At 45.6% G+C, this 22640-nt stretch carries 15 protein-coding genes; 4 read left to right on the top strand and 11 right to left on the bottom strand.

The window, feature by feature from the left end; genetic code table 11:
* Window positions 1-26: 26 nt before the first annotated feature.
* Window positions 27-1538: an IS1182 family transposase gene (locus tag CI959_RS10770; RefSeq protein WP_057317674.1), complete on the top strand. Its 1512-nt coding sequence runs from the start codon at window positions 27-29 to the stop codon at window positions 1536-1538.
* 226 nt (window positions 1539-1764) lie between these two features.
* Here the strand turns inward: CI959_RS10770 and CI959_RS10775 are convergent, their stop codons facing one another.
* Window positions 1765-2607 (bottom strand): radical SAM-associated putative lipoprotein, encoded by an 843-nt coding sequence (locus CI959_RS10775; protein ID WP_005853865.1) that lies wholly within the window; start codon window positions 2605-2607, stop codon window positions 1765-1767.
* 156 nt (window positions 2608-2763) lie between these two features.
* Here CI959_RS10775 and CI959_RS10780 point away from each other — a divergent pair, with 156 nt between their 5' ends.
* Window positions 2764-4611 carry an ABC transporter ATP-binding protein gene (locus CI959_RS10780; RefSeq protein ID WP_005853867.1) on the top strand — a complete coding sequence of 616 codons (1848 nt, stop codon included), beginning with the start codon at window positions 2764-2766 and terminating at the stop codon, window positions 4609-4611.
* 82 nt (window positions 4612-4693) lie between these two features.
* Complete coding sequence (locus CI959_RS10785; protein ID WP_005853869.1) at window positions 4694-7123, top strand: glycoside hydrolase N-terminal domain-containing protein; 2430 nt, start codon at window positions 4694-4696, stop codon at window positions 7121-7123.
* Between the two features lie 83 nt (window positions 7124-7206).
* Here CI959_RS10785 and CI959_RS10790 read toward each other — a convergent pair whose 3' ends face one another.
* From CI959_RS10790 to CI959_RS10820, 7 genes are all read right to left on the bottom strand, one after another.
* A complete protein-coding gene (locus CI959_RS10790; RefSeq protein WP_057317369.1) occupies window positions 7207-8421 on the bottom strand; it encodes an OprO/OprP family phosphate-selective porin in 1215 nt (404 codons plus the stop codon).
* A gap of 40 nt (window positions 8422-8461) precedes the next feature.
* Window positions 8462-9136 carry a phosphate signaling complex protein PhoU gene (gene phoU, locus CI959_RS10795; protein WP_005853873.1) on the bottom strand — a complete coding sequence of 225 codons (675 nt, stop codon included), beginning with the start codon at window positions 9134-9136 and terminating at the stop codon, window positions 8462-8464.
* Between the two features lie 31 nt (window positions 9137-9167).
* Window positions 9168-9920: a phosphate ABC transporter ATP-binding protein PstB gene (gene pstB / locus CI959_RS10800; RefSeq protein WP_005853875.1), complete on the bottom strand. Its 753-nt coding sequence runs from the start codon at window positions 9918-9920 to the stop codon at window positions 9168-9170.
* Window positions 9921-9935: 15 nt separating this feature from the next.
* Window positions 9936-10823: a phosphate ABC transporter permease PstA gene (gene pstA / locus CI959_RS10805; RefSeq protein ID WP_005867077.1), complete on the bottom strand. Its 888-nt coding sequence runs from the start codon at window positions 10821-10823 to the stop codon at window positions 9936-9938.
* 8 nt (window positions 10824-10831) lie between these two features.
* Complete coding sequence (pstC, locus tag CI959_RS10810) at window positions 10832-12019, bottom strand: phosphate ABC transporter permease subunit PstC (protein WP_005853879.1); 1188 nt, start codon at window positions 12017-12019, stop codon at window positions 10832-10834.
* A 179-nt stretch (window positions 12020-12198) separates the two neighbouring features.
* On the bottom strand, window positions 12199-13695 hold the full coding sequence (locus CI959_RS10815) for an acetyl-CoA hydrolase/transferase family protein (protein WP_057317370.1): 1497 nt from the start codon (window positions 13693-13695) through the stop codon (window positions 12199-12201).
* 101 nt (window positions 13696-13796) lie between these two features.
* Window positions 13797-14252, bottom strand: coding sequence for a hypothetical protein (locus tag CI959_RS10820; RefSeq protein WP_005853883.1), 456 nt, complete (start codon window positions 14250-14252; stop codon window positions 13797-13799).
* Window positions 14253-14512: 260 nt separating this feature from the next.
* Here CI959_RS10820 and miaB point away from each other — a divergent pair, with 260 nt between their 5' ends.
* The gene (gene miaB / locus CI959_RS10825; protein ID WP_005853885.1) at window positions 14513-15886 is read left to right on the top strand and encodes a tRNA (N6-isopentenyl adenosine(37)-C2)-methylthiotransferase MiaB; all 1374 of its coding nucleotides are present in this window, start codon (window positions 14513-14515) and stop codon (window positions 15884-15886) included.
* Window positions 15887-15946: 60 nt separating this feature from the next.
* On the opposite strand, the gene CI959_RS10830 is transcribed toward miaB, so the two are convergent.
* Genes CI959_RS10830 through CI959_RS10840 form a run of 3 tightly spaced genes read right to left on the bottom strand, consistent with a single transcriptional unit; the run spans window position 15947 to window position 22333 of the window.
* Entirely contained in the window at window positions 15947-17575 is a 1629-nt protein-coding gene (locus CI959_RS10830) for a family 78 glycoside hydrolase catalytic domain (protein WP_009275553.1), read from the bottom strand.
* A gap of 39 nt (window positions 17576-17614) precedes the next feature.
* Window positions 17615-19201, bottom strand: a complete 1587-nt coding sequence (locus CI959_RS10835) for a RagB/SusD family nutrient uptake outer membrane protein (RefSeq protein ID WP_008779922.1) — start codon at window positions 19199-19201, stop codon at window positions 17615-17617.
* Window positions 19202-19222: 21 nt separating this feature from the next.
* Window positions 19223-22333 (bottom strand): TonB-dependent receptor, encoded by a 3111-nt coding sequence (locus tag CI959_RS10840; RefSeq protein ID WP_011966841.1) that lies wholly within the window; start codon window positions 22331-22333, stop codon window positions 19223-19225.
* Window positions 22334-22640 lie beyond the last annotated feature (307 nt).

The raw sequence follows: 22640 nt of genomic DNA on the forward strand, positions 1-22640 counted from the left end.
AATCAAATCAAGATATCCCAAAGATAATGTTTAAAAGTTACACATCCAACGATAATCTGCTTTTACCTCCATGTTTAGGCGATTTTATACCCCAGAACGATCCGGTCCGGGTTGTTCACCGTATCATTGAACAGATAAACCTTAAAGAACTTTACCTTAAGTATTCCTCTAAAGGCTGTTCTGCGTACCATCCACGCATGATGCTTCAGATTCTTGTCTATGCTTATTTGCGTAACATCTATTCCAGCCGTCGCATCGAAGAGTTCTGTCGTAACGATATCCGCTTCATGTGGCTTACCGGCAACGTGACTCCTGACCATAATACCATCAACCGTTTCCGCAGCAGCCGTCTGAAGGATGTACTGAAGACAGTTTTCGCTACTATTGTAAAGTTCCTCGTGTCAGAAGGTTTTGTAAGTCTTGATGTGGCATTTACCGACGGAACGAAAATGGAGGCTAACGCCAACCGTTATACATTTGTCTGGGGCAGGTCCATACATACCCGTATATCCGGAATAGCTGAACAGCTTGAGGAGATATGGCAGTATGCCGAATCCGTTACCAAACAGGAACTGCGTGATTCAGCTCCGGTTACATATCAGGATATCACCCCGGAGAAAGTGGAAAAGGCACTGGAGCAGATAGACGATGCCCTGAATGGAGTTGATGCTGACAAGAAAGTGAAAGCGAAGGTAAGGCGTGTAAGGAAGTCATGGCCTGAACAACTCAGGAAATATGAATCACAGGGAAAGATACTTGACGGACGCAACAGTTACTCAAAGACAGACAATGATGCCACTTTCATGCGCATGAAGGAGGACCATATGAAGAACGGACAGCTTAAACCCGGATATAATCCTCAGATAAGTACCAATAAACAGTTCATCCTGAACTATACCATCCATCAGTGTGCAGGCGATACCTCCACCTATCCTCTGCATATGGATGATTTCCATTCCCTTTACGGCAGATACCCTAACGTGTCTGTCTGTGATGCAGGATACGGAAGTGAAGAGAACTATCTGTATGCTTTCGGGCATGACATTGAAACCTTCATAAAGTACAATTATTTTCATAAGGAACAGAAAAGGAATTTCAGAAACGACCCGTTTCTCTCTGCCAACTTTTATTATAATGAGGAAAATGACGGCATGTACTGTCCTATGGGGCAGAGAATGGAAAGACTATCTGATGTAAGGCGGGTAACAGACAACGGTTTTGTGCAGACCATATCAAGATACAGGGCACGCAACTGCAAGGGTTGCCCGTTAAGATGCCGGTGTCATAAAAGCAGTTCGGAAAGGATTGTACAGGTAAATCACCGTCTGAGAAAAATCAAGGAAAAAGAACGTGAAAAGCTGCTTTCTGATGAAGGTCTGAAATATCGCAGTCAGCGACCACAGGATGTGGAAGCAGTATTTGGAAACCTCAAGAACAACAAGCACTTCAAGAGGTTCAATCTTCGTGGACTTAAGAAGGTTGAAATTGAGTTCGGCCTGCTGGCAATAGCACATAATCTTGCAAAAGTAGCCTCTTAGGAAGGTTATGGTAACAAAAAAACAGTGAAATCTTCAAAAGTAAGCTTATAAATTCATCTTTAGAGAAAAATCCAAAAGACTTCAACTTGGAATAAAACAACAGAGGCCATCTCAAGTTTATTTTGAGACAGCCTCAATTCATGTAATTTAGCCCTGTTTTTCTTGATACTTCGAAAAAGCTCTAGGGCGATACGTTTTTTGATGTTTGGGCGTTTGTCCATATGTGTTATTTTTGTGGGCTGGAATGTACAAGCTGAAAGTTAACCTCTTTCGATCCTCTCCCAATCAGCATCCCTTCCCCGTCTATTAATTCAATTTCGCCGAAATTTACAACAATAGAATCAGTTTTCCAAGGATATTGAGGATCAGAAAAGGATGGTGATAGGCGTGCGTAAAGGGTATGTTCAGTTGCCGGAGCTTGATCATAGGTAAACTGATAGCGCCCGGTCTCATCTGTGACGGCAGGAAAACTGGTGATATCTTCATCTATATTAGGCGTATAGGCCGGAGAGGTATAGATTGTTACGCCCGGAACAGGCCAACCATCTTGATCGGTTACTCTCCCGTAGAAGGTATATAAGGTATAAGGTTCCGTGTGTGTATCGATGTATTCTTTTAGTTGGATTTGGATTTCCTTGGAAGCGCTTCCAAGAGACCAGCCTTCTCCTCCGGAAAAATCATTGCTGTCGAAGGTGACCGTTATCGTATCGGAAGCATATATCGCCTTATTCTTATCCCAATCGATATCCTCTATAATTAATCGATATTCCATGAAAGGGAAATCGGTTTTGCTAAAAATGAAATCTCCGTTTGTATCTGTCTGGAGGGTATCGGTATGTAACCATCCCTGCGGATGAGACTCTCCGCTCGGGTTGATGCGGACTTGTAGGTCGGGGATTGGCTCTCCTTTCATGTCTGTTACTTTCCCTTTTATTTGGAAATTGGCATGGGGACTACCATATTCGCAAGGTATCTCTCCATTCTCACCGCAAGAGAATCCTATGATGGCCAATAATCCGGTTAATAGACAGTTGATCTTTCTTAATAGTTGCAAGTTGATGTTTTCCATGATCTGATCGTTTTTATTTGTTTGCACTATATATAGATGCGAATATACGCAAAATAGTTGCTTACCGTCCGGTATTTGTCTTTTCTCTTTATATAATAGGGGTTGATATAGCTGTACTTTTTGTATCTTTGCCACTTCAATGTAACAGATCAATTTATGAGAGATTTCATACGTATTTTAAAGCGTTTCGTTCCCCCTTACAAAAAGTATATGGTTCTGAACATCGTGTTCAATGTACTTTCCGCTATCTTGAACCTGTTTTCTTTCGCCTTGATTATCCCGATCCTTCAGATCTTGTTTAAGATGGATGAGGGGAATTACACCTTTATGGATTGGAATTTTAACGCGGGAAGCTGGGAGTCGTGGAAAGCCTTGCCGGAGTTGATCAAGAATAACTTTTTTTGGTATGTATCCGATCTGATAGAGGTACACGGAGGTTCGTTCGCCTTGATTATGTTGGGAATCTTCCTGATCGTGGCGACTTTCTTGAAAGTGGCGACCATGTATCTGGCTTTTTATACAATGATTCCGATCCGAACCGGAGTCGTTCGTGATATCCGTAATCAGATTAACAAGAAGATTACGCAGTTGCCGTTGAGCTTTTTCTCCGAGGAGCGAAAAGGGGATATTATCGCCCGTGTATCCGGAGACGTGAACGAGATTGAGACATCCATCATGAGTTCATTGGACATGTTATTCAAGAACCCGATCCTGATCGTGATCTATCTGGTGGGTATGATCGCTATCAGTTGGCAACTTACCGTGTTCGTCTTGATCCTGTTGCCGTTGGCGGGTTACGTAATGGGACAAGTCGGTAAGAAGTTGAAACGGAAGTCCTTGGAAGGACAGCAACAATGGGGATTTCTGATGAGCCAGATCGAGGAGACATTAGGCGGACTTCGTATTATCAAGGCTTTTAACGCCGAGAAGAAGATACAAGACCGTTTCGAGCGAAGCAATGATACTTTCCGTCGGTTGACAAACCGTATCTATCGCCGCCAACAAATGGCGCACCCGATGAGCGAGTTTTTGGGAACCGTTACGATCGCTATCGTACTTTGGTATGGAGGTACGCTGATCTTGAGCGCGAATAGCCCGATCGACGCTCCTACGTTTATTTATTATCTGGTTATTTTCTATAGCATTATCAATCCTGCGAAAGATCTAAGTAAGTCGGTTTATGCGATCCAGAAAGGTCTGGCCTCCATGGAACGTGTCGATAAGATCTTGAAGGCGGAGACGGATATCCATGATCCGGAACATCCGAAGAAGATCGCCTTGAAAGAGAAAATCAGTTATAAAGATGTCTGGTTTAAATATCAGGAAGCTTGGGTCTTGAAAGGAATCAATCTGGATATCCGGAAAGGAACAACCGTGGCTTTGGTCGGTCAATCCGGTTCGGGCAAAAGTACCTTGGTGGATCTATTGCCTCGCTTTTATGATGTGAATAAAGGGAATATTCGTATTGATGATACGGATATCCGTGAGGCCACCCTTTTCGATCTTAGGGGATTGATGGGAAATGTCAATCAAGAGGCTATCTTGTTTAACGATACCTTCTTCAACAATATCGCTTTTGGAGTGGAAGGAGCTACGATGGAACAGGTGGAGGAAGCCGCCCGCATCGCTAACGCTCACGATTTTATCATAGCGAGTGAGAAAGGTTACGATACCAATATAGGTGACCGAGGTGGAAAACTGTCTGGTGGACAACGCCAGCGAATCAGTATCGCCCGTGCGATCTTGAAGAATCCCCCGATCTTGATCTTGGATGAGGCCACATCCGCCTTGGATACGGAATCCGAACGTTTGGTACAAGAAGCGTTGGAGAACTTGATGAAGAACCGTACGACCGTAGTGATCGCCCACCGTCTCTCTACGATCCGTAACGCAGATGAGATCTGTGTGATGCATGAGGGTGAGATCGTAGAACGGGGCAAACACGAGGAGTTGTTGGCTTTGGATGGCTATTATAAACGACTATGTGATATGCAAAGCTTTTAGGGTGATACTGTAACCCGGGTTGCAGTGGATCGCCTCTTCGGCTTTTGATGGAAAAACAATAACAAGGAATAATCGTATGAATATGAAAGGACTTTATTTGATTTTGTTATCGTTCCTTTTCGGTTGTAATTTGCCGGATATGCAGACCGGGAAGGAGGTCTCATATTATTTTGATCAACCAGCGCAGATATGGGAAGAAACTTTGCCTTTGGGAAACGGCCGTATCGGTATGATGCCGGATGGTGGTATTGAGCGGGAGAATGTTGTCCTGAATGAGATCTCCCTGTGGTCCGGAAGTAAGCAAGATACGGACAATCCTTATGCGTATTACTCTTTGGCGAATATTCGTCGCCTTTTATTTGAGGGACGGAATGACGAGGCACAGGATTTGATGTATAAAACTTTCGTCTGCAAAGGGACCGGAAGTAATCTGGGTGACGGTGCGAACGCTCCGTATGGGAGTTACCAATTATTCGGAAATCTAGTGCTGAAATATACGTATCCGAATGAATCGGATTCTATCGCTGAGTATCGCAGGCGGTTGAACCTAAGCGAGGCTATCGCTTCCGTCTCTTTTAAAAGGGGGAATGTGAATTATCAACGGGAAATGTTTACCTCTTTTTCCGGTGATCTGGGAGTGATTCATTTGGTAGCGGATACGGATCGGGCTTTGAATTTCTCATTGGGTATGAATCGTCCGGAACATGCGACGATCTCTTTGGACGGAAAGGACTTGCTGATGCGGGGACAACTGCCGGACGGGGTGGATACGTTGGAGATGAAAGGGATGCGTTTCGCCTCTCGTGTCCGTATCGTCTTGCCGAAGGGAGGAGATTTGGCTACGACAGATAGCTGTCTGTCGGTGCGAAGTGCCTCGGAAGCGATTATCTTGGTAAGTTTAGGTACGGATTATTTCGATAAAGACGGCGCCGGACAATCCTTGGAAAAATACTTATCGCAAGCGGAATCTAAGGATTTCTCCACCTTGCGCCGGGAACATACACTTGCTTATCGCTCCCTGTTCGATCGGGTTTCTCTGGATTTGGGAAGAGGCGAAAGGGATCATCTTCCGATCAATGAGCGTTTGGCCGCTTTCGCTCAAGATAAGAACGATCCGGGATTGGCGGCTTTATATTTCCAGTTCGGTCGATATTTATTGATTTCCTCGACCCGGCAGGGATTACTGCCCCCGAATTTGCAAGGCTTGTGGTGTAATACGATTCATACGCCTTGGAACGGGGATTATCACCTAAATATTAATTTACAGATGAATCATTGGCCTGCGGAGGTCACGAACCTCTCCGAGTTGCACCTTCCGCTGATCGAATGGACGAAACTGCAAGTCCCTAGCGGCGAACGCACGGCCAAGGCTTTTTATAACGCACGGGGATGGGTTACCCATATTTTAGGTAATGTTTGGGAGTTTACCGCCCCGGGCGAACATCCATCGTGGGGAGCGACGAATACATCCGCCGCATGGCTATGCGAGCATTTGTATACGCATTATCAGTATACATTAGATAAGGCGTATTTGAGGGATGTTTATCCGACGATGAAAGGGGCTGCCCTATTCTTTGTGGATATGTTGGTGCAAGATCCCCGGACTAAATATCTGGTGACGGCACCTACGACCTCTCCGGAGAACGCTTATAAAATGCCAAACGGAAGTGTCGTGAGTATTTGTGCCGGATCGACAATGGATAATCAGATCGTGCGGGAATTATTTACGAATACCATTGAGGCCGCCGGGATTTTAGGCGTGGATAGCGCGTTCGCTGCTGAGTTGGCGGCGAAACGAGATCGCTTGATGCCAACGACGATCGGTAAAGACGGCCGTATTATGGAATGGCTCGAGCCGTATGAGGAGGTAGAGCCTACCCATCGTCATGTCTCTCATTTATATGGGCTTTATCCCGGGAATGAGATATCGATAGAGCATACGCCAGAGTTGGCTGAGGCGGCTCGTAAATCCTTGGAGGTCCGTGGTGATCAAAGCACGGGCTGGTCGATGGCTTGGAAGATTAATTTCTGGGCTCGTTTACAGGATGGCGATCATGCTTATAAATTGTTGGGTGATTTGTTACGTCCTTGCGTAGATGAGCATACGAAGGAGGTGAAGGGAGGAGGTTCTTATCCTAATTTGTTTTGTGCCCATCCTCCTTTCCAAATCGATGGTAATTTTGGAGGCACGGCGGGTATCGCGGAGATGCTGATACAGAGTCAAACCGGATTGATCGAGTTTTTGCCGGCTTTGCCTTCCGCTTGGAAAAACGGAAGCTTTAGCGGTTTGAAAGTCCGGAATGGCGGAGAGGTGTCGGCTAAATGGACGGAAGGTCTGCTGACGGAAGCTCGATTGAAAGCGATCGTTCCGGGTATTTTCCGGATCAAGCTTCCGGCAAATTCAGCGAACCTAAGTCTCAAGAAAAATCAGAAACCAGTATCTTTACCCGTAATCGATGGAATGCTAACGGTGGATTTGCAACAAGGAGACGAATTGATATTAATAATGTGAATAATATGCCAATATGCCAATGTGCCCTGCGAATATATCCATTTAATTGGCATATTGGCACATTACCCACATTGGCACATTATTCAATATAGTGGTAATCTATAAATGAAACCGATCGAAAGGCGTGCGGTGTCGTCCAGAGAGGCATCGAGCGCCTTCGCTCGTTCGGATAGGTTATATTTTTTACCTATGGCGGTCAAGAAGATATGTAGATTATCATCGGCCATCGGATAGAACTCAAGCCCTCCTTGATACCCCCATGCCGTACGGTATTTACCTTTCTCGTAAGCATCGTAGGCTTTATAGATCGATGCGCTTTCATACATTCCTTTCGCGAATAGTTGCCATTTGGGATGGAAACGATACTGTATTTCCCCCACCAGCGAAAGATAATCGATGTTTTGCATACGAACCGGTGGTTCCGGTTCCTCCTCTCCGGAGACTTCGGGCTGGGTCAATTCGGTCAATAATCCTAATGGGTCTAATTTTCCTCGTGAATACATGACATCGAAATAAGCATAGACCGGTCCGGCCTCTATACTTTGACCGGTAAAGACGCTATACATATATTTCCCTTGGGCTTGTTCCGCAGCGGATACGGAGTACCGTAAATGAATCAACTCATCCAGAAAGTTACCGTTCCAGTTCAATGTGTAAAACAAGGGAACTCTCGGTTTCTTAAATCCTTCCGGCAGATGTCCATACTCATCTTCCATCGATCCCATACGACTGTTCGTCACCTGTAAGCGGATCTCTTGCGACTCATTCGGCTGATACCCCAGCCCGATTCCCGTAAGGTAGCAAAGGGAGTATTCATTCATATCGCTATACTCATAAATAAGCAAAGGATTCTCGTCGTACTCAAAACCACCGTAGAACACATCTTGTTTTCCGGCGGTTAAGGTAAAACGCTCATTCAGTTTATAGCCGATATACGCATATTCGATCGACTCATTCAAATTCTCCAAGGCTTGTCCCTCATAACCGCCATTCAGCGTTTGGCGATACCAATAGAATAACCGATCGTTCACCTCTCCGGTAACATCAATTTTGACATCCCTGAAACGAAAGGCGGCTTCATCCAGCTTCCCCGAGAAAAAGTCTGCGTTGAATCCTGCGTGCATCTCCAAGTCCAGATTGAAAACCTTGTTGCGTTTCGGAATCTTAGTCGCGTATTCAAAAAGAGATACCGAAGAAGAATCCCGCTCCGGGATAGGAGAATTTGTCTGAGCGTAAGACGTTAACGCGGAACCGCTCAATAAGAAGGCCGACAGCCAAGCCACTGTGAGTCGTTTCATTTACTGATGTTGATTGTTAAAGTGGCCGCGAAGATACGAATTATTGCTCGGTTTTGCCCATATGCTTCATGACTTTAGCGTCCAGATAGAAAATGAGCTCTTCCGCTATATTCGTACAATGATCTCCGAAACGTTCCATTTTCCGGATAACACCGGCCATATATAACCCTGCCAACGCACTACCTTTATGCTCCTCTATATATTTGGCGATAATAGCGGTAGAATTATGATTGATCTCATCGATCAAATTATCCTTCAAGAAGATACGGGAAGCGATCTCTGAGCTTTCTTTCTCAAAAGCCTCTTTGGTGAGTGAGATCATGCTTAATAACTCCGACAGCATTTCTTCTACCCGGGTTTCCTTGACCAGTTGCGGGTCAATCGGTTCCCCCTCGGGAAGGTTTCCGGCGAAACGGGCGATGCTTTCGGCGAAATCTCCCAGACGCTCTAGGTTTGTATTAATCTTATACATCGCCAATACGAAACGTAGGTCGATCGCTACCGGCGCATATAAAGCGATGATATCCTCGCAATCACTGTCGATCTTTAGCTCGAAAGCGTTTACCCGGCGTTCCCGGCTGATTACCTTATAAGCGAGTTCCTTATCTCCGGTAAGCATAGCCTCCCCTGCGTTGTATAATTGCTGGTGAACCAATGCCCACATCTCGCTGATACTATTTTTTAAAGAATGAATCTCCTGCTCTATAACCTTCATACTCTTCTAATTTTCAATTTTTAATTTTCAATTACCCAAACCGTCCGGTAATGTAATTCTGTGTAGACTCTTTCTCCGGATTGGTGAAAATCTTCCGGGTATTATCATATTCAATCAATTCCCCTAAATAGAAATATCCGGTCTTGTCGCTAACACGAGCCGCTTGTTGCATATTATGGGTAACGATTACGATCGTATAATCATTTTTCAGCTCATGTATCAAATCCTCGATCTTGCTGGTTGAAATCGGGTCCAATGCGGAAGTCGGCTCATCCATTAATAGGATGGAGGGCGAGATCGCCAAGGCACGGGCGATACATAAACGTTGTTGCTGTCCGCCGGAAAGAGCGAATGCCGATTCTTTCAGTTTATCCTTTACCTCGTCCCAAAGGACGACCTGCTTTAAAGTCTTGACCACCGTCTCCTCAATATAATTCTCATCGTTGACACCGTTTACCCGCAGGCCATAAGCGACATTCTCATAAATCGTCTTAGGAAAAGGATTCGGTTTCTGGAAAACCATCCCCACGTTTTTACGTAAGCGATCCACTCTCTCGCTTTTCGTATAAATATCCCTTCCATCAATCAGGATCTGACCTTCCATGCGAGTGTCCGGAATCAAATCATTCATGCGGTTGAACAGGCGGAGGAAAGTAGACTTTCCGCAACCGGACGGTCCTATGAAAGCGGTGGACGTATTCGGCTCTATCTCCATGGAAATGTTCTTCAATGCATGGAAATCCCCATAATAAAAGTCTACGTTTTTAGCATCAATCTTTATCATAATTGTCTTATTTTTTTAATTCATTTTTACCTTCTTGGCGAAATAACTACGTAAAGCGTTCGCTAAAAGGTTTACTAATAATACGATGACGATCAGCACGAGCGCCGTGCCATAAGCCATCCCCCGGGAAGCCTCGATATCTGTACCGCTTGTAGAGATAACATATAAGTGGTAAGGTAATGCCATACATTGGTCGAAAATACTTTTCGGCAATTGCGGCAAGAAATAAGCGGCCACCGTAAAAAGGATAGGAGCGGTCTCTCCGGACACACGCCCGATCGAAAGAATCAATCCCGTAATAATATTGGGGAACGCCATCGGTAGCACGACCCTGCGGATGGTCTGCAACTTCGTAGCCCCTAACGCTAGGCTACCGTGACGGAAAGAATCATCGATACTTTTCAAAGCCTCTTCCGTCGTGCGGATGATAAGTGGCAAGGACATCAGCGCCAAGGTAAACGAACCCGCTATAATAGAGTCTCCCCATCCCAAGGTACTTACGAATAGAGACATACCAAATAACCCGAAAACAACGGATGGGACACCGCTTAGGTTATTCGTCATGATACGGATGAAACGGATGAGTTTCCCGTTTGTGGCGTACTCGTTCATATAGATACCACTCATGATGCCGATGGGAAAACTAATCAAGCTACTTCCGATCACTAAATAGAGTGTACCTACGATAGCCGGAAAAATCCCCCCGGAGGTCATGCCCTCTTGGGGTGCTTGTGTCAGGAAATCCCAACTGATCACGCTCGCTCCCTTTAAGATAATGAATCCCAGTATTACGAATAAGATCACTACGACCAAATAACTCAGGAAAGAAAAGAAACCGAAAGCAACCTGTTGAGAGGCCCGTTTCCTCTTGTCTATATTCCCTAAATGTTGAATAGGTGCCATATCTTTAATTAAATTTTACGTTTGGATGAAATATATTCTACGGCGATGCTCAACCCCAAGGTGATGAGGAACAACACGGCTCCCAGCATAAACAAGGCTTGGTAATGCGCTCCACCTGCGGGAGCCTCACCTAATTCCGCTGCTATCGTGGCAGGAATTGTCCGTACCGGTTCGAAGAACGAGGTAGGGATAACGGCGGCGTTTCCGGTTACCATCAATACGGCCATCGTCTCACCGATCGCACGTCCTATACCTAATACGACAGCGGACGTGATACCGGATATGGAGTAGGGGATTATTACTTTGTAGATGGTTTGCCATTGCGTGGCTCCCAATGCCAAGCTGGCCTCTTTCATGGCTCGTGGGGTAGTTCGCATGGCATCTTCCGCTACCGTGATGATGGTCGGCAACGCCATGATCGCTAAAACCACGCTTCCGGCGAAAGCGGTCTCGCCTACCGGAAGGTCTAAGGTCTTTTGGATAAGGGGAACGATCACCACCAATCCGAAGAAACCATAAACGACTGAGGGAATACCTGCCAATAACTCGATAATAGGCTTTAGCAAATTACGGGTTTTTGTATTGGCAATCTCTGCCATATAGATCGCTACCGCTACTCCGAAGGGGAGGGATAAGGCGATCGCGCCTATACTTACTAAAAGTGTACCTAGTAATAGAGGGATCAAGCCAAAGATCGGAGCGGGAGCGGAGGTAGGATACCATTTCGTCCCTCCAAAGAACTCCGAAGGTTTGATCGTGGCTCCCGATATGATTTTTCCCGTAAAGTTCTCCGACTTGTATTGTTCCGGAAAGAATGCGATAATCCCCGGCTCTTTATGGATAAGTTCATTGATTTTCTCGGGAACATATTGAAATTCTTCACCTAGCTCTTCTTCCGTATAATAGTTGGTTAGGTCCGAGAAACGGAAGACAAGTATATCTTGATTTTCTCCGTTTAAATCTTCCCAATTGGTGATATTGGCATCGAAGACATCCATGATTTGCTCGGGAGACAAATGTTCGACTGGATTTTCCTGATTCACAGCCAATATATATCCTTCCTCTACCTCCGGGCTGTTAAAAAGACCTGCGGCCTCTTTAAATAAGAAGACAATGATCAACAAGATCGTAAAGCTACTGACGCTTCCACTGATCAAGAATCCTCCTTCCACTAATTTTTCTATAAACTTTCTCACAATCTTTGCCTATTTATTCTGCTGCAAAGAAAGAGCCTCTATATTAAGGAGAGATTAAACCCGCTTGAAAGAATTGTTTCAAAATTATTACAAATGTATTACGCATTGTCTGCTATGAGAATAGGGCATGAGTTCGGTTGAACCCATGCCCTATGAATTATGCCTGTAATATGTTTGTATTACTTATTATACTTGCTCCAATCCACATTGTGCATATCGCCGCTGGCCGCTAGTTCCTCATGGAAAGCGAAACAGCATTTCAGGTTTTGAGGCGTATGTCCCTTGATACCCATAGCGAGGTATTCTTCCAATAACGGTTTGTAATCCGGATGAACACAATTGTCGATGATGCAACGAGCGCGTTGGATCGGAGATTTACCGCGTAAGTCCGCTACACCATATTCCGTGATAATGATCTTCACGGAGTGCTCGCTATGATCCAAGTGAGATACCATCGGTACGAACGCGCTGATCTTACCCTCCTTCGCTGTAGACGGAGTCGTGAAGATCGATAACATAGCCGAACGGGTAAAGTCGCCGGAACCACCGATACCATTCATCATACGAGTACCGGATACGTGCGTAGAGTTAATATTACCGAAGATATCAGCCTCCAAAGCCGTATTGATAGCAATCAAGCCTAAACGGCGGGCAACCTCCGGATTGTTAGAGATCTCTTGCGGACGAAGCAATATCTTATCCTTGAAGAAATCGAGATTTGCGTAGATCTCACGGATTACCTCATTACTTACGGACAAAGAGCAACCGCTGGCGAATTTAACGCGACCTTGTTTCATCAATTCGATAACCGCATCTTGAATAACCTCAGTATATACATTGAATGCGGGGATAGACTCATTAGCTCCCATGCAGCCCAAGACTGCGTTAGCCACGTTACCTACACCACTCTGCAATGGAACGAATTCTTTCGGAAGACGGCCGGCCTTGATCTCGCTAACCAAGAAGTCCGCTACATTTTTACCGATCGCCATCGTGACATCATCCAGCGGAGAGAATTTTCCACCTTCATTCGGCTCATCGGTCTTTACCACACCAACGATCTTAGCCGGGTCTACTTTTACACAATCATTACCGATCCTGTCAGAAGGAGTGTAGATAGGGATCTCACGGCGTAAAGGAGGATCAGCCGGCTCGTAAATATCATGCATACCGCGGATTTCTTTCGGGTGACGGCAGTTCAACTCAACGATGATACGGTCTGCCATACGACAGATAGTAGGTAAGATACCAACACCTGAAGTCGGAACGATCTCACCATCCTCAGTAACATCGGCAGCCTCTACGATTGCGACATCAATCTTACCCAAGAATCCGTAACGCAAGCTTTGTGCCAATTCAGACAAGTGCAAATCGAAATATTGTGCCTGATGAGCGTTTAATGCGGCACGTAAGTCTCTGTTAGATTGGTACGGTGTACGGAATTTGATGGCGTTAGCGCGAGCCAACTCTCCGTCTAGCTTATCACCAGTAGAAGCGCCGGTAAACATACCGATTTGAAAAGGGTTACCTTTAGCGTGTTCTTCCGCTGCCTTCCGGGCGATAGCTCCGGGAACGACTTTCGGGCATCCTGCGGGTGTAAAACCACTGAAACCTACATTGTCATTATGATGCACATAAGATGCGGCTTCTTCAGCTGTAATAAATTTTAATGCCATGATAATTAGTTTTTATGTTTTTAGGTAAATACTTACTGTTCAATATTTCGGGCGCAAACTTACATAAAATTACGCTGAATCGAATATAAGTGTGGCGTAAATTAATACTTCCGGTTTAGAATCTCCGCACAAATGATCGCTTTCTTCAATTCCTCGATGTCTCTGAAGGTATCTTCTGGCATAAGCCCCGGTTCTTCCTCGATAGCACTCATCCTTACGGATGGCTGGGTCGCGATATGATTCGGGATATTCTTCTCGGCGGAAAGGAATGGAGATGAGGCAGGCGATGAGGTTACGACTTGCGGTTTCTCAACCTTTGACTTTACCTGCTTTTGTCGGGGAGCGGGCTTAGGTTTTTGCGTTTCCTTTTGCATATCCTCCAATATCTCCCAGAAGCCTTTTCCTTCTGTAGGCTGGTCATTAGGCACAATTTCCCTGTCGGGTTGCCCCAATATATCGGGGCGACTCTTCTTCTTTTTGTCTTTCGAACTGAATAAGCCACTGACGGCGGCGATAATCAGGAAAACAATATATAACCAATCTCCTACGTTATCCATAAACTTTGATTATTTTTGCACCTCCAAATGTAAGAAGAATAATTGAGAAGTGAAAAGATGGGAGTATATAAAACATCAGATAGGTATAAAAGTAAATAAGGGTAACTTCACAGCCACCCTTATTCGATTTAACCAAAACCTTAACTATGAAAAAAATTACGTTTTTCGAATGCAAATATAACGGTGGGATTCGAACTATGCAAGCGTTTGCGTAATTATTTTTAAGAATCTTGCTTATTTAAATTATATTAACATATAGTATGGTAAATCAAGAAAACGGTGTGGACTTAAAATCCGCTACCCAAAGCGATGAACGAAAGTTGTTTATCGAGACCTACGGCTGTCAGATGAATGTGGCGGACAGCGAAGTTGTAGCTTCTATCATGAAGATGGATGGCTATAGTATGACGGAGAATATCGAGGAGGCGGATGCCATCTTCGTGAATACTTGCTCCGTACGCGACAACGCCGAACAGAAAATCTATGGGCGGCTACAGTATTTCCAGTCTTTAAAACGGAAAAAGAAGTCCTTAATTGTCGGTGTATTGGGATGTATGGCCGAACGAGTGAAGGAAGATCTGATCCATGTGCATCATGCCGACTTGGTGGTAGGACCGGATTCTTATCTGGACTTGCCGAACTTGGTGGGAGCGGTAGAGCACGGAGAGAAAGCGATCAACGTGGAGCTTTCTACCCAAGAGACCTATAAGGATGTTATTCCTTTGAAGTTACCGGGCGTACATATCTCCGGTTTCGTGTCTATTATGCGCGGTTGTAATAATTTTTGTACGTATTGCATCGTACCTTATACAAGAGGACGCGAGCGTAGCCGGGATATCGAGAGTATCTTGAATGAGATACGGGATATGCACGAGAAAGGCTTTAAGGAAGTTACGTTGTTGGGACAAAATGTAAACTCCTATTCTTTCGAGAAAGAAGGTGAGACCATAACCTTCCCGATCTTGTTGGATCGTGTGGCGAAAGAGGTTCCCGATATGCGAATTCGTTTTACGACCTCCCATCCGAAGGACATGAGCGATGATACCTTGCGTGTGATTGCCGCGAACGACAATATCTGTAAGTTTATCCATCTACCTGCCCAATCCGGCAGCAGTCGCATCTTGAAGGTCATGAATCGTAAATATACCCGTGAATGGTATCTGGACCGTATAGCGGCGATCCGTCGTATCGTACCGGATTGCGCTATCTCGACTGATTTATTCTGCGGTTTCCATTCCGAGACCGAGGAGGATTATCAAGAGACTTTATCCTTGATGCGTGAAGTGGGATATGATAGTGCTTTCTTATTTAAATATTCCGAACGTCCGGGTACATATGCCGCTAGCCATTTGGAGGATAATGTACCGGAAGAAGAGAAGGTACGTCGTTTGCAAGGTATGATCGATTTGCAAAATAAGTTGTCCGAGGAAAGTAACTTGCGGGATATAGGCAAGACTTTCGAGGTTCTGATAGAAGGATTCTCGAAACGTTCCCGTGAGCAATTGTTCGGACGAACCAGCCAAAACAAGGTGGTTATCTTTGACAAGAAGAACTATCATGTAGGTCAATTCATAAAAGTCAAGATCCATAAGGCTTCCTCGGCAACCCTGTTCGGGGAACCTGTGGAGGAATAAGAAAAAGAAAACGCCAATACGTTCCATTTCGAGCGATATTGGCGTTTCTCTTATTATCTTCTATCTTTGGAATATCTCCGGGTATTTGTTGATGAAATAAACCGGCGTGCAACTCCATGCGTGGCAATAACTATTGATCGGGAAAAATCCGTAAGGTGATAATTCGTCATTGTTCGGATCATATACCTCCCAGAATGTATCGGCTCCTTTATTCACCATGCCGCCCCAATAACTGGTTAAGAGCGAACGGGCCTCTTGCCGCATTCCACATTTCAACAAGGCTTCCATTACATAATGATAAGCGTACGGACATCCCGGATAGCATGCGTCGGGCATCGATAGGACGGTGGCCATCGCTTTTGCTCCTTCCTTGGCGGTAAGCGTCTCCGATAGGATCATCCACACTTGTGATAGGTAAGACACCTGACGGTTAGGGCCGCTTACGATCACCCCGTTCTTTTGGTCATAGAATGTTTTCCGGGCGGCTTTCTTTATCTGGCCGGCGATACGAGGCCAGTCTCCAGCCTCCTTCTCTTTTCCCAGCATTTTAGCCAGCTCATAGCTTTTCTCTAATGAGAATGCCGTAAGTCCCTGCATGGATGCTTGGCGATCATAATTATCTTTCCAGTCGAATACCAACCAATAAATCGGCTTCTTTTGCATATCGTAGATCCAATCGTCCGAGTATTGACGCAAGGCCATCTCTATTTGGCGGACCACTACCGGCCATAAGTCCAAGGCGACCTCCTTGTCTCCGGTCTCTTTCAGGTATTCCAGCAACGCTACGTTATACAGCAGGGAATAGTCCAAGCAATGCGTACCGTTTTGCGGATGAGGGGTCGGTGTCTCCAATACGGTGGCGTGCAGCAGTCCTTCATCATTGGCTAGAGCCGCTAATAAATAGAGGCAACGTTTCGTCAAGTCGTGGTTTTTATACGACCATGCGTTCGCTAGCGCCTCCAGATACAAGTCTCCGATCCATAACCGGCGATCCCGTTTCGGGCCATCCTCATAGACGGTCTGCATACATTCTTTTAATGTAAGCAATCCTACCTCATTGATTTTACGGATCAAGGGATCGGTCGTGGAAGCCAGTGGCAATGGAGCCGTCTTAGCCGATGTCTGCGCACGGAACGTTAGCTTGTCGAAGGCGAAATCGAAACTGGAAGCGCCTAGCAACTCTATCTTGAGATACCGAAAAGACACCCTTCTGGGGATGGAGGCCTCGATGGGTACGGTCATTAACGTCATCACCTCATCTTGTAGCCAAGCCCTTGACAGACCGCCCGGATAAGGGTCGAAAGGCGTGTTCAATTCCGAGGGAACTTCGGCGAACGTGAATTTGATACGTACCGGAGCGTCCGAAACCTGTTGGCTAAGGAGCTTGAGCGAGAAATCCAAATACCCCGTCAGATGCTCACCGAAGTCAACTATAACCGATGGATGTTTCTTCAGGGACTCATTGAATAACAGATCCGTGCTTCCTTCGTCCCGCATGCGCCAACCTTGGTAGGCTGACGCATCTTTGATGGAAGTGACCCGTTTGACCGGCTTATGTTCCGTATAGGTTAACACTGGCTTGCAGGCCTCACTCTTTTGAAGCCATGAAGCGCTTTCTTTGAAATAACGACTTTGTGCTGATAGGGTGAATACACCGACACAGCATAGTAAACTTAGCAGGATTTTCATATGTGCTCTTTTCATGATGCGAATATAAGAATAACTTCGTTAATATCCGGGATTTTGTTTAAGCTCGCTGTTCAAGTCGATTTCTCGCAGAGGTATGGGCAACAAGCATTTATCTGGGTTGAACAGATAAGCGTTCGCCACGGGTTGAACACCGTCGGGCCAATAATAAGATTCGGGATTTGCCTTTATCTTTTGTCCATGTCGTGTCATGACTTCCACGGCTCGTCCCGTTCTCAGAAGGTCTGTCCAGCGTTTGTTCTCGAATGCCAGCTCGATCCGTCTCTCTTGGTAGATAGCCTCTCTCAACGCATCTACATTCTGGGATTTGACAGGAGCTAATCCCGCCCTTCCCCGGATACTTGCTTGCCCGAAGGTGTCATTCAGATAATGGATAGCCTCGTCCGGCCTATTCTGCTCGTTGATAGCTTCCGCCAGAAAGAGCAATACCTCCGCGTACCTGTAGACCGGCCAGTTGTCATCCGTGTAATAGGGCTTTATATGCTCATGAAAATATTTTTTGATAAAAGGATAAGCGGTTATTCCCGGAGCTGGCTCATAGTCAACTATACTTTTCACGCCGGTAGCGTCGAGGGCGTAGCTATCGGTGAGCTTACCTTCCACCATACCGATGGATGCGTCCAACCGTTTGTCTCCCTTTTCGTATGCGTTGATTAGATCGATCGTAGGGGTGTTAAACCCACCATGGTCTACGTTGGAAGGACAAGGATTAGGGGTTGTTCCCGTGATGGCAGACGGATTCGTCATATAGGGCAAGAATCTGTATATGAAATCACTTTGTTGTCCTAATGAGGCGTCTTGCATGTATTGGATCTCGAAGATAGATTCCTTATGGTTCTTGTTCGAGATGGAATAGATGGAGCCGTAATCCGCTAATAACTCATACTCGCCTGAGGATACCACCTCTTTCAGCGTTTGTTCTGCTTCCGCCCATCGTTTTAGTACCATGTATACGTTTCCCAATAAGGTCTGTGCGGAGCCTTTGGAAACTCTTCCTACCTCTTGCCTTGATTTTACAGGTAGGAGATCACTGGCTTCTTGTGCGTCTTTCATGATTTGCTCATATACTTCGTCTACGCTCGCACGGGGTTTAAATGCCTCCTCATACACGGTAGAGGGTGTCGTATGCAGAGGTACGCCGCCAAAGTATTGTACTAGGTTGAAATAGCAGAATGCCCGAAGGAACAAAGCTTGTCCTTTGAGGTTGCTTTTTGCTTCTGCGTCAAAATCCGCTTGGTCTATTTCTGAGATAATCCGGTTACATCGTCCGATGATTACGTAGCAGTTATTATACTTCGTACCGACATTACCATTAGTGGATGTCTCAAGGAACTGATCCGGATCTTCTCCGTCTAAGGATGATTTGGCGATATGGATGATATACGTCGTATTATCCGATTTGGCCTCTCCCAGATTCCACTCTTCCGTGTTGTACATGTTCCGTAAAGGTTCGTAAGCTCCATTTACGGCTTGCCTGAAATCCTCCTCGTTCTGGTAGAAGTTCTCGGCGGTGATCTCGCTATACGGCGTAAGATTCAAGAAATCACTACAGGAGGCACAACTACATCCTAAAGCGATGCTTATGGCTATATTGAATATCGTTTTCATATATTTCGTATAATTAGATAGTTAGAAGTTAACATTTAAACCCAGCGTAATGGTCCGTGGAACGGGATAGGTGGTATAATCGAATCCTTGTTGCAAGCTATTCGCCGTTGTTCCCGTATTGCTGATATTCACCTCGGGATTAGCGCCGATGTAGCTAGTGAACGTATATACGTTCTGGAAACTGACGTAAGCTCGTAATCCTTTAATGATATCCCGGTTTCTTAACGGAACTTGGTAGCCTAAGGTGATATTCTTGATTGTCAAGTAGTTTCCGTTATAAAGGAAACGGGAACTGAACCAGTCACGTTCTGGTGCCGTGGTACCCATCTTGGTCGTTCCATAACGGCCGTTACCCGGATTCTCCGGTGATTTCCAGCGATTGTCTACCGCTTTATACACGTTGAACACACCATCCAGATTTCCAGCGAACTGATCTACCATATTGGCTAACTCAAAACCAAAACCGCCGGATACGACAATTGACAAATCGAAATTCTTGTAGGTGAACGAGTTTGTCATGCCTACTATCCATAAAGGGACTGGATTGCCGATGATATCGCGGTCATCCCCTTGGGTAACTTTGCCATCCCCGTTCACATCCTTGAAGCGAATGGTTCCGACATCGGCTTGTGCGTGCTTCGGGTATTTGTCGAATTCTTCCTTGTTCTTGTAGACCCCTTCCCATACTAAGCCGTAAAACTGTCCGATCCGTTCCCCGACTTGCGTGATGTTGTTACCGATGATCGGGGCGTCATCTACACCCAGTTGCAAGCATTTATTGTCATTGTAAGATATGTTCAGGTCGGTAGTCCATTGTAATTTGCCTGTCAGGTTCTTGGAGGATACGCTTAATTCATGTCCCCAGAACTTCAGTTTGCCTGCGTTCGACTGGATGTTGTAGAAGCCGGAAGAGATCGGTACCTCTAGCGAGAACAGCAGGGCGTCCGTTCGCTTGCTATAGTAATCGTACATGATGGATAAGCGATTATTGAAGAAACCGACATCCAGACCGACATCGACTTGCTTATTCCTTTCCCAGCCCAGATTCGGGTTTCCCATTCCCGAGATGCTTCTGCCGCTGGCCAAGGCGTTATTGAAGTTGCTGTTCGTGGTGGTGATCGTCGCCAAATGCGTATAGTTACCGATCTGGTCGTTTCCCACGATACCGTAACTGATACGGGCCTTGAGGAAAGAGATCGTTTTCTCCAATGGTTTCATGAACTCCTCGTCCGAGAGTATCCAGCCCGCCGATACGGATGGAAAATTACCCCAACGATTGTTCTTACCGAAACGGGAGGAACCATCCCTACGCATCGCTGCGCTTAAAAGGTACTTTCCTTTGTAATTATAGTTTATACGGCCGATATAGGATAAAAGGGACCATTCGTTTATGTTTCCATCCGCCGTGATGGTAGGGGCGGCATTGAATGTCGATATTTTATCGTCGGGAAAGTTCGTTCCGGTCACCATCGTATATTCGCTATGGTATTTTTGTGCGGATATGCCGAACAGGAGATCAAAGGAATGATCTTTTATCTGCTTGCTGTAGGTGGCGGTATTCTCCCACAGCCAAGTGTAGAATAGATTATTGGATTCCTTCGCCTCGGGGATCTGATAGGGAGCCTTATAGATCTCTCCGGAGGTGGAGGGCTTGAACGAGTTCCATTTATTCTGTGTCAAGTCCGCGTTGATGCTGGTCTTTACTTTTAAATCTTTGACCGGCTCTACCTCCAAGAAGGCGTTTGCGATCAGATGGGTGTTCTGGGTCTTGTTCTTGTTGAGGCGAACCACATTATACCAGTTCGGGTTATCGAACAATCCCGGCCCACTGGCCACAAGCGGAATACTGCCATCCTCATTCTTATAGGGTGCGAGAGGTGTTGTCAACATAGCTCCTTGCAGGATGGAACCTTTATCTTCCGTCCAGTTACCGTCCGATTGCGGGCTATTATTGATGGAGAAGCTAGGCGCTAGGTTCACGCCTACCTTGACGATCTTCGAGAATACGTATTCCGTATTGGCTCGTGCGGAGAACCGTTGGTAATTAGAGTTTGTCAACACTCCGTCTTGGTTGAAATAGCTGGCTACGGTGGATGATTTAAACTTCCCGTCTCCGTTGCTGTACGACAAACTGTAATTCTGGATAGCGGCGGGACGGAATAATACGTCATACCAATCCGTGCCTTTACCCAGCGCTTCGGGATGCTGGTAAGCGGGATCGACCGCCAATCCGTTCTCTTCAGCGATCTCTTTCCTGAACCGTGCGTATTCGGAGGCATCCATCATATCCGGCCTCCCTTTCTCGGGTACGTATTGTATGCCTCCATATACGTCGACGCTTAGTTTTTTCCCTGATTGGGCAGTCTTTGTCTGTATCAATACGACTCCATTGGCAGCCCGGGAACCGTAAAGTGATGTGGCAGAAGCGTCTTTTAGCACACTGATACTTTCTATCTCGTCTGGATTGATCGTGCTGATATCGCCCACGATAGGCATTCCATCCACTACATAAAGGGGCGTGGTTCCTCCGGACAGTGACGCTTGTCCCCTGATTCGCATGGTCATTCCTTGTCCGGGTTTACCGGATACTTGATTGATTTGGACACCGGCGAACTTGCCTTGCATCTTTTGCGAGATCTGTGCTACGGGCATATCCGCCATCTCTTCCGACTTGATGGATTGCACGGAGCCGGTTACCGCCCTCTTGATCTGTGTTCCGTACCCGACTACTACCACTTCATCGAGCTTCTGCGTGTCTTCCCGTAGCTGTACCTTGATATGATTCTCTCCTGCGCCAACCATAACGTCCTTGCTGTTATAGCCGATAAAAGATACTTGCAGGGTTTCACCATCCGATAATTCGATCGAGAATTTACCATCTAGATCCGTGATTGTCCCATTATTGGTACCTTTCACCACTACGTTCGCCCCGATGATAGACTCTCCGTTGGCGTCAAGCACGACACCTGTCACTTTTCTTGTTCTCTGTTGAGTTACGGAATCATCGTTCCGCTCCGTATACGGGTTCTCTTGTGATGGATTTGTAGCGATAGCCAATGCCGGCGATACGCAGAGGAAGAGCAAAGACAATGATCCCATCGCCACATTCCAAGTTCTCATTTTACTTTTCATACTTTTCATTTGTTCATAATTGAATAGATAATGTTAACTACATACGATAAGTCTGATAGATTCAGATTAACTAATACATTATTAGATATACTCCATAGGCTATATGTTATAAAGTTATTAAGTACCGTAGGAACTCAATGGGTAATTTATGTATAGGATATTAGAGGAGAGTGGTTTAGGATTGATTGCGGATCTGTTATGTCATTTATCTAACAAGAAATGTCATTTTTGTAACCATTTGATTCTTATTACTTCCCATCTTTGCCATATCGAAAGAGAGAGATAGTAAGGATTTAGTTCCTACGGA

The organism is Parabacteroides sp. AT13 (assembly GCF_002272965.1).
GTDB lineage: Bacteria > Bacteroidota > Bacteroidia > Bacteroidales > Tannerellaceae > Parabacteroides > Parabacteroides distasonis.

Excerpts from the sequence above, each read along its gene's own strand:
- CI959_RS10770 (WP_057317674.1), top strand. The coding sequence starts at position 27 with ATGTTTAAAAGTTACACATCCAACGATAATCTGCTTTTACCTCCATGT.
- CI959_RS10775 (WP_005853865.1), bottom strand. The coding sequence starts at position 2,607 with ATGGAAAACATCAACTTGCAACTATTAAGAAAGATCAACTGTCTATTA.
- CI959_RS10780 (WP_005853867.1), top strand. The coding sequence starts at position 2,764 with ATGAGAGATTTCATACGTATTTTAAAGCGTTTCGTTCCCCCTTACAAA.
- CI959_RS10785 (WP_005853869.1), top strand. The coding sequence starts at position 4,694 with ATGAAAGGACTTTATTTGATTTTGTTATCGTTCCTTTTCGGTTGTAAT.
- CI959_RS10790 (WP_057317369.1), bottom strand. The coding sequence starts at position 8,421 with ATGAAACGACTCACAGTGGCTTGGCTGTCGGCCTTCTTATTGAGCGGT.
- phoU (WP_005853873.1), bottom strand. The coding sequence starts at position 9,136 with ATGAAGGTTATAGAGCAGGAGATTCATTCTTTAAAAAATAGTATCAGC.
- pstB (WP_005853875.1), bottom strand. The coding sequence starts at position 9,920 with ATGATAAAGATTGATGCTAAAAACGTAGACTTTTATTATGGGGATTTC.
- pstA (WP_005867077.1), bottom strand. The coding sequence starts at position 10,823 with ATGGCACCTATTCAACATTTAGGGAATATAGACAAGAGGAAACGGGCC.
- CI959_RS10815 (WP_057317370.1), bottom strand. The coding sequence starts at position 13,695 with ATGGCATTAAAATTTATTACAGCTGAAGAAGCCGCATCTTATGTGCAT.
- CI959_RS10820 (WP_005853883.1), bottom strand. The coding sequence starts at position 14,252 with ATGGATAACGTAGGAGATTGGTTATATATTGTTTTCCTGATTATCGCC.
- miaB (WP_005853885.1), top strand. The coding sequence starts at position 14,513 with ATGGTAAATCAAGAAAACGGTGTGGACTTAAAATCCGCTACCCAAAGC.
- CI959_RS10830 (WP_009275553.1), bottom strand. The coding sequence starts at position 17,575 with ATGAAAATCCTGCTAAGTTTACTATGCTGTGTCGGTGTATTCACCCTA.
- CI959_RS10835 (WP_008779922.1), bottom strand. The coding sequence starts at position 19,201 with ATGAAAACGATATTCAATATAGCCATAAGCATCGCTTTAGGATGTAGT.
- CI959_RS10840 (WP_011966841.1), bottom strand. The coding sequence starts at position 22,333 with ATGAAAAGTAAAATGAGAACTTGGAATGTGGCGATGGGATCATTGTCT.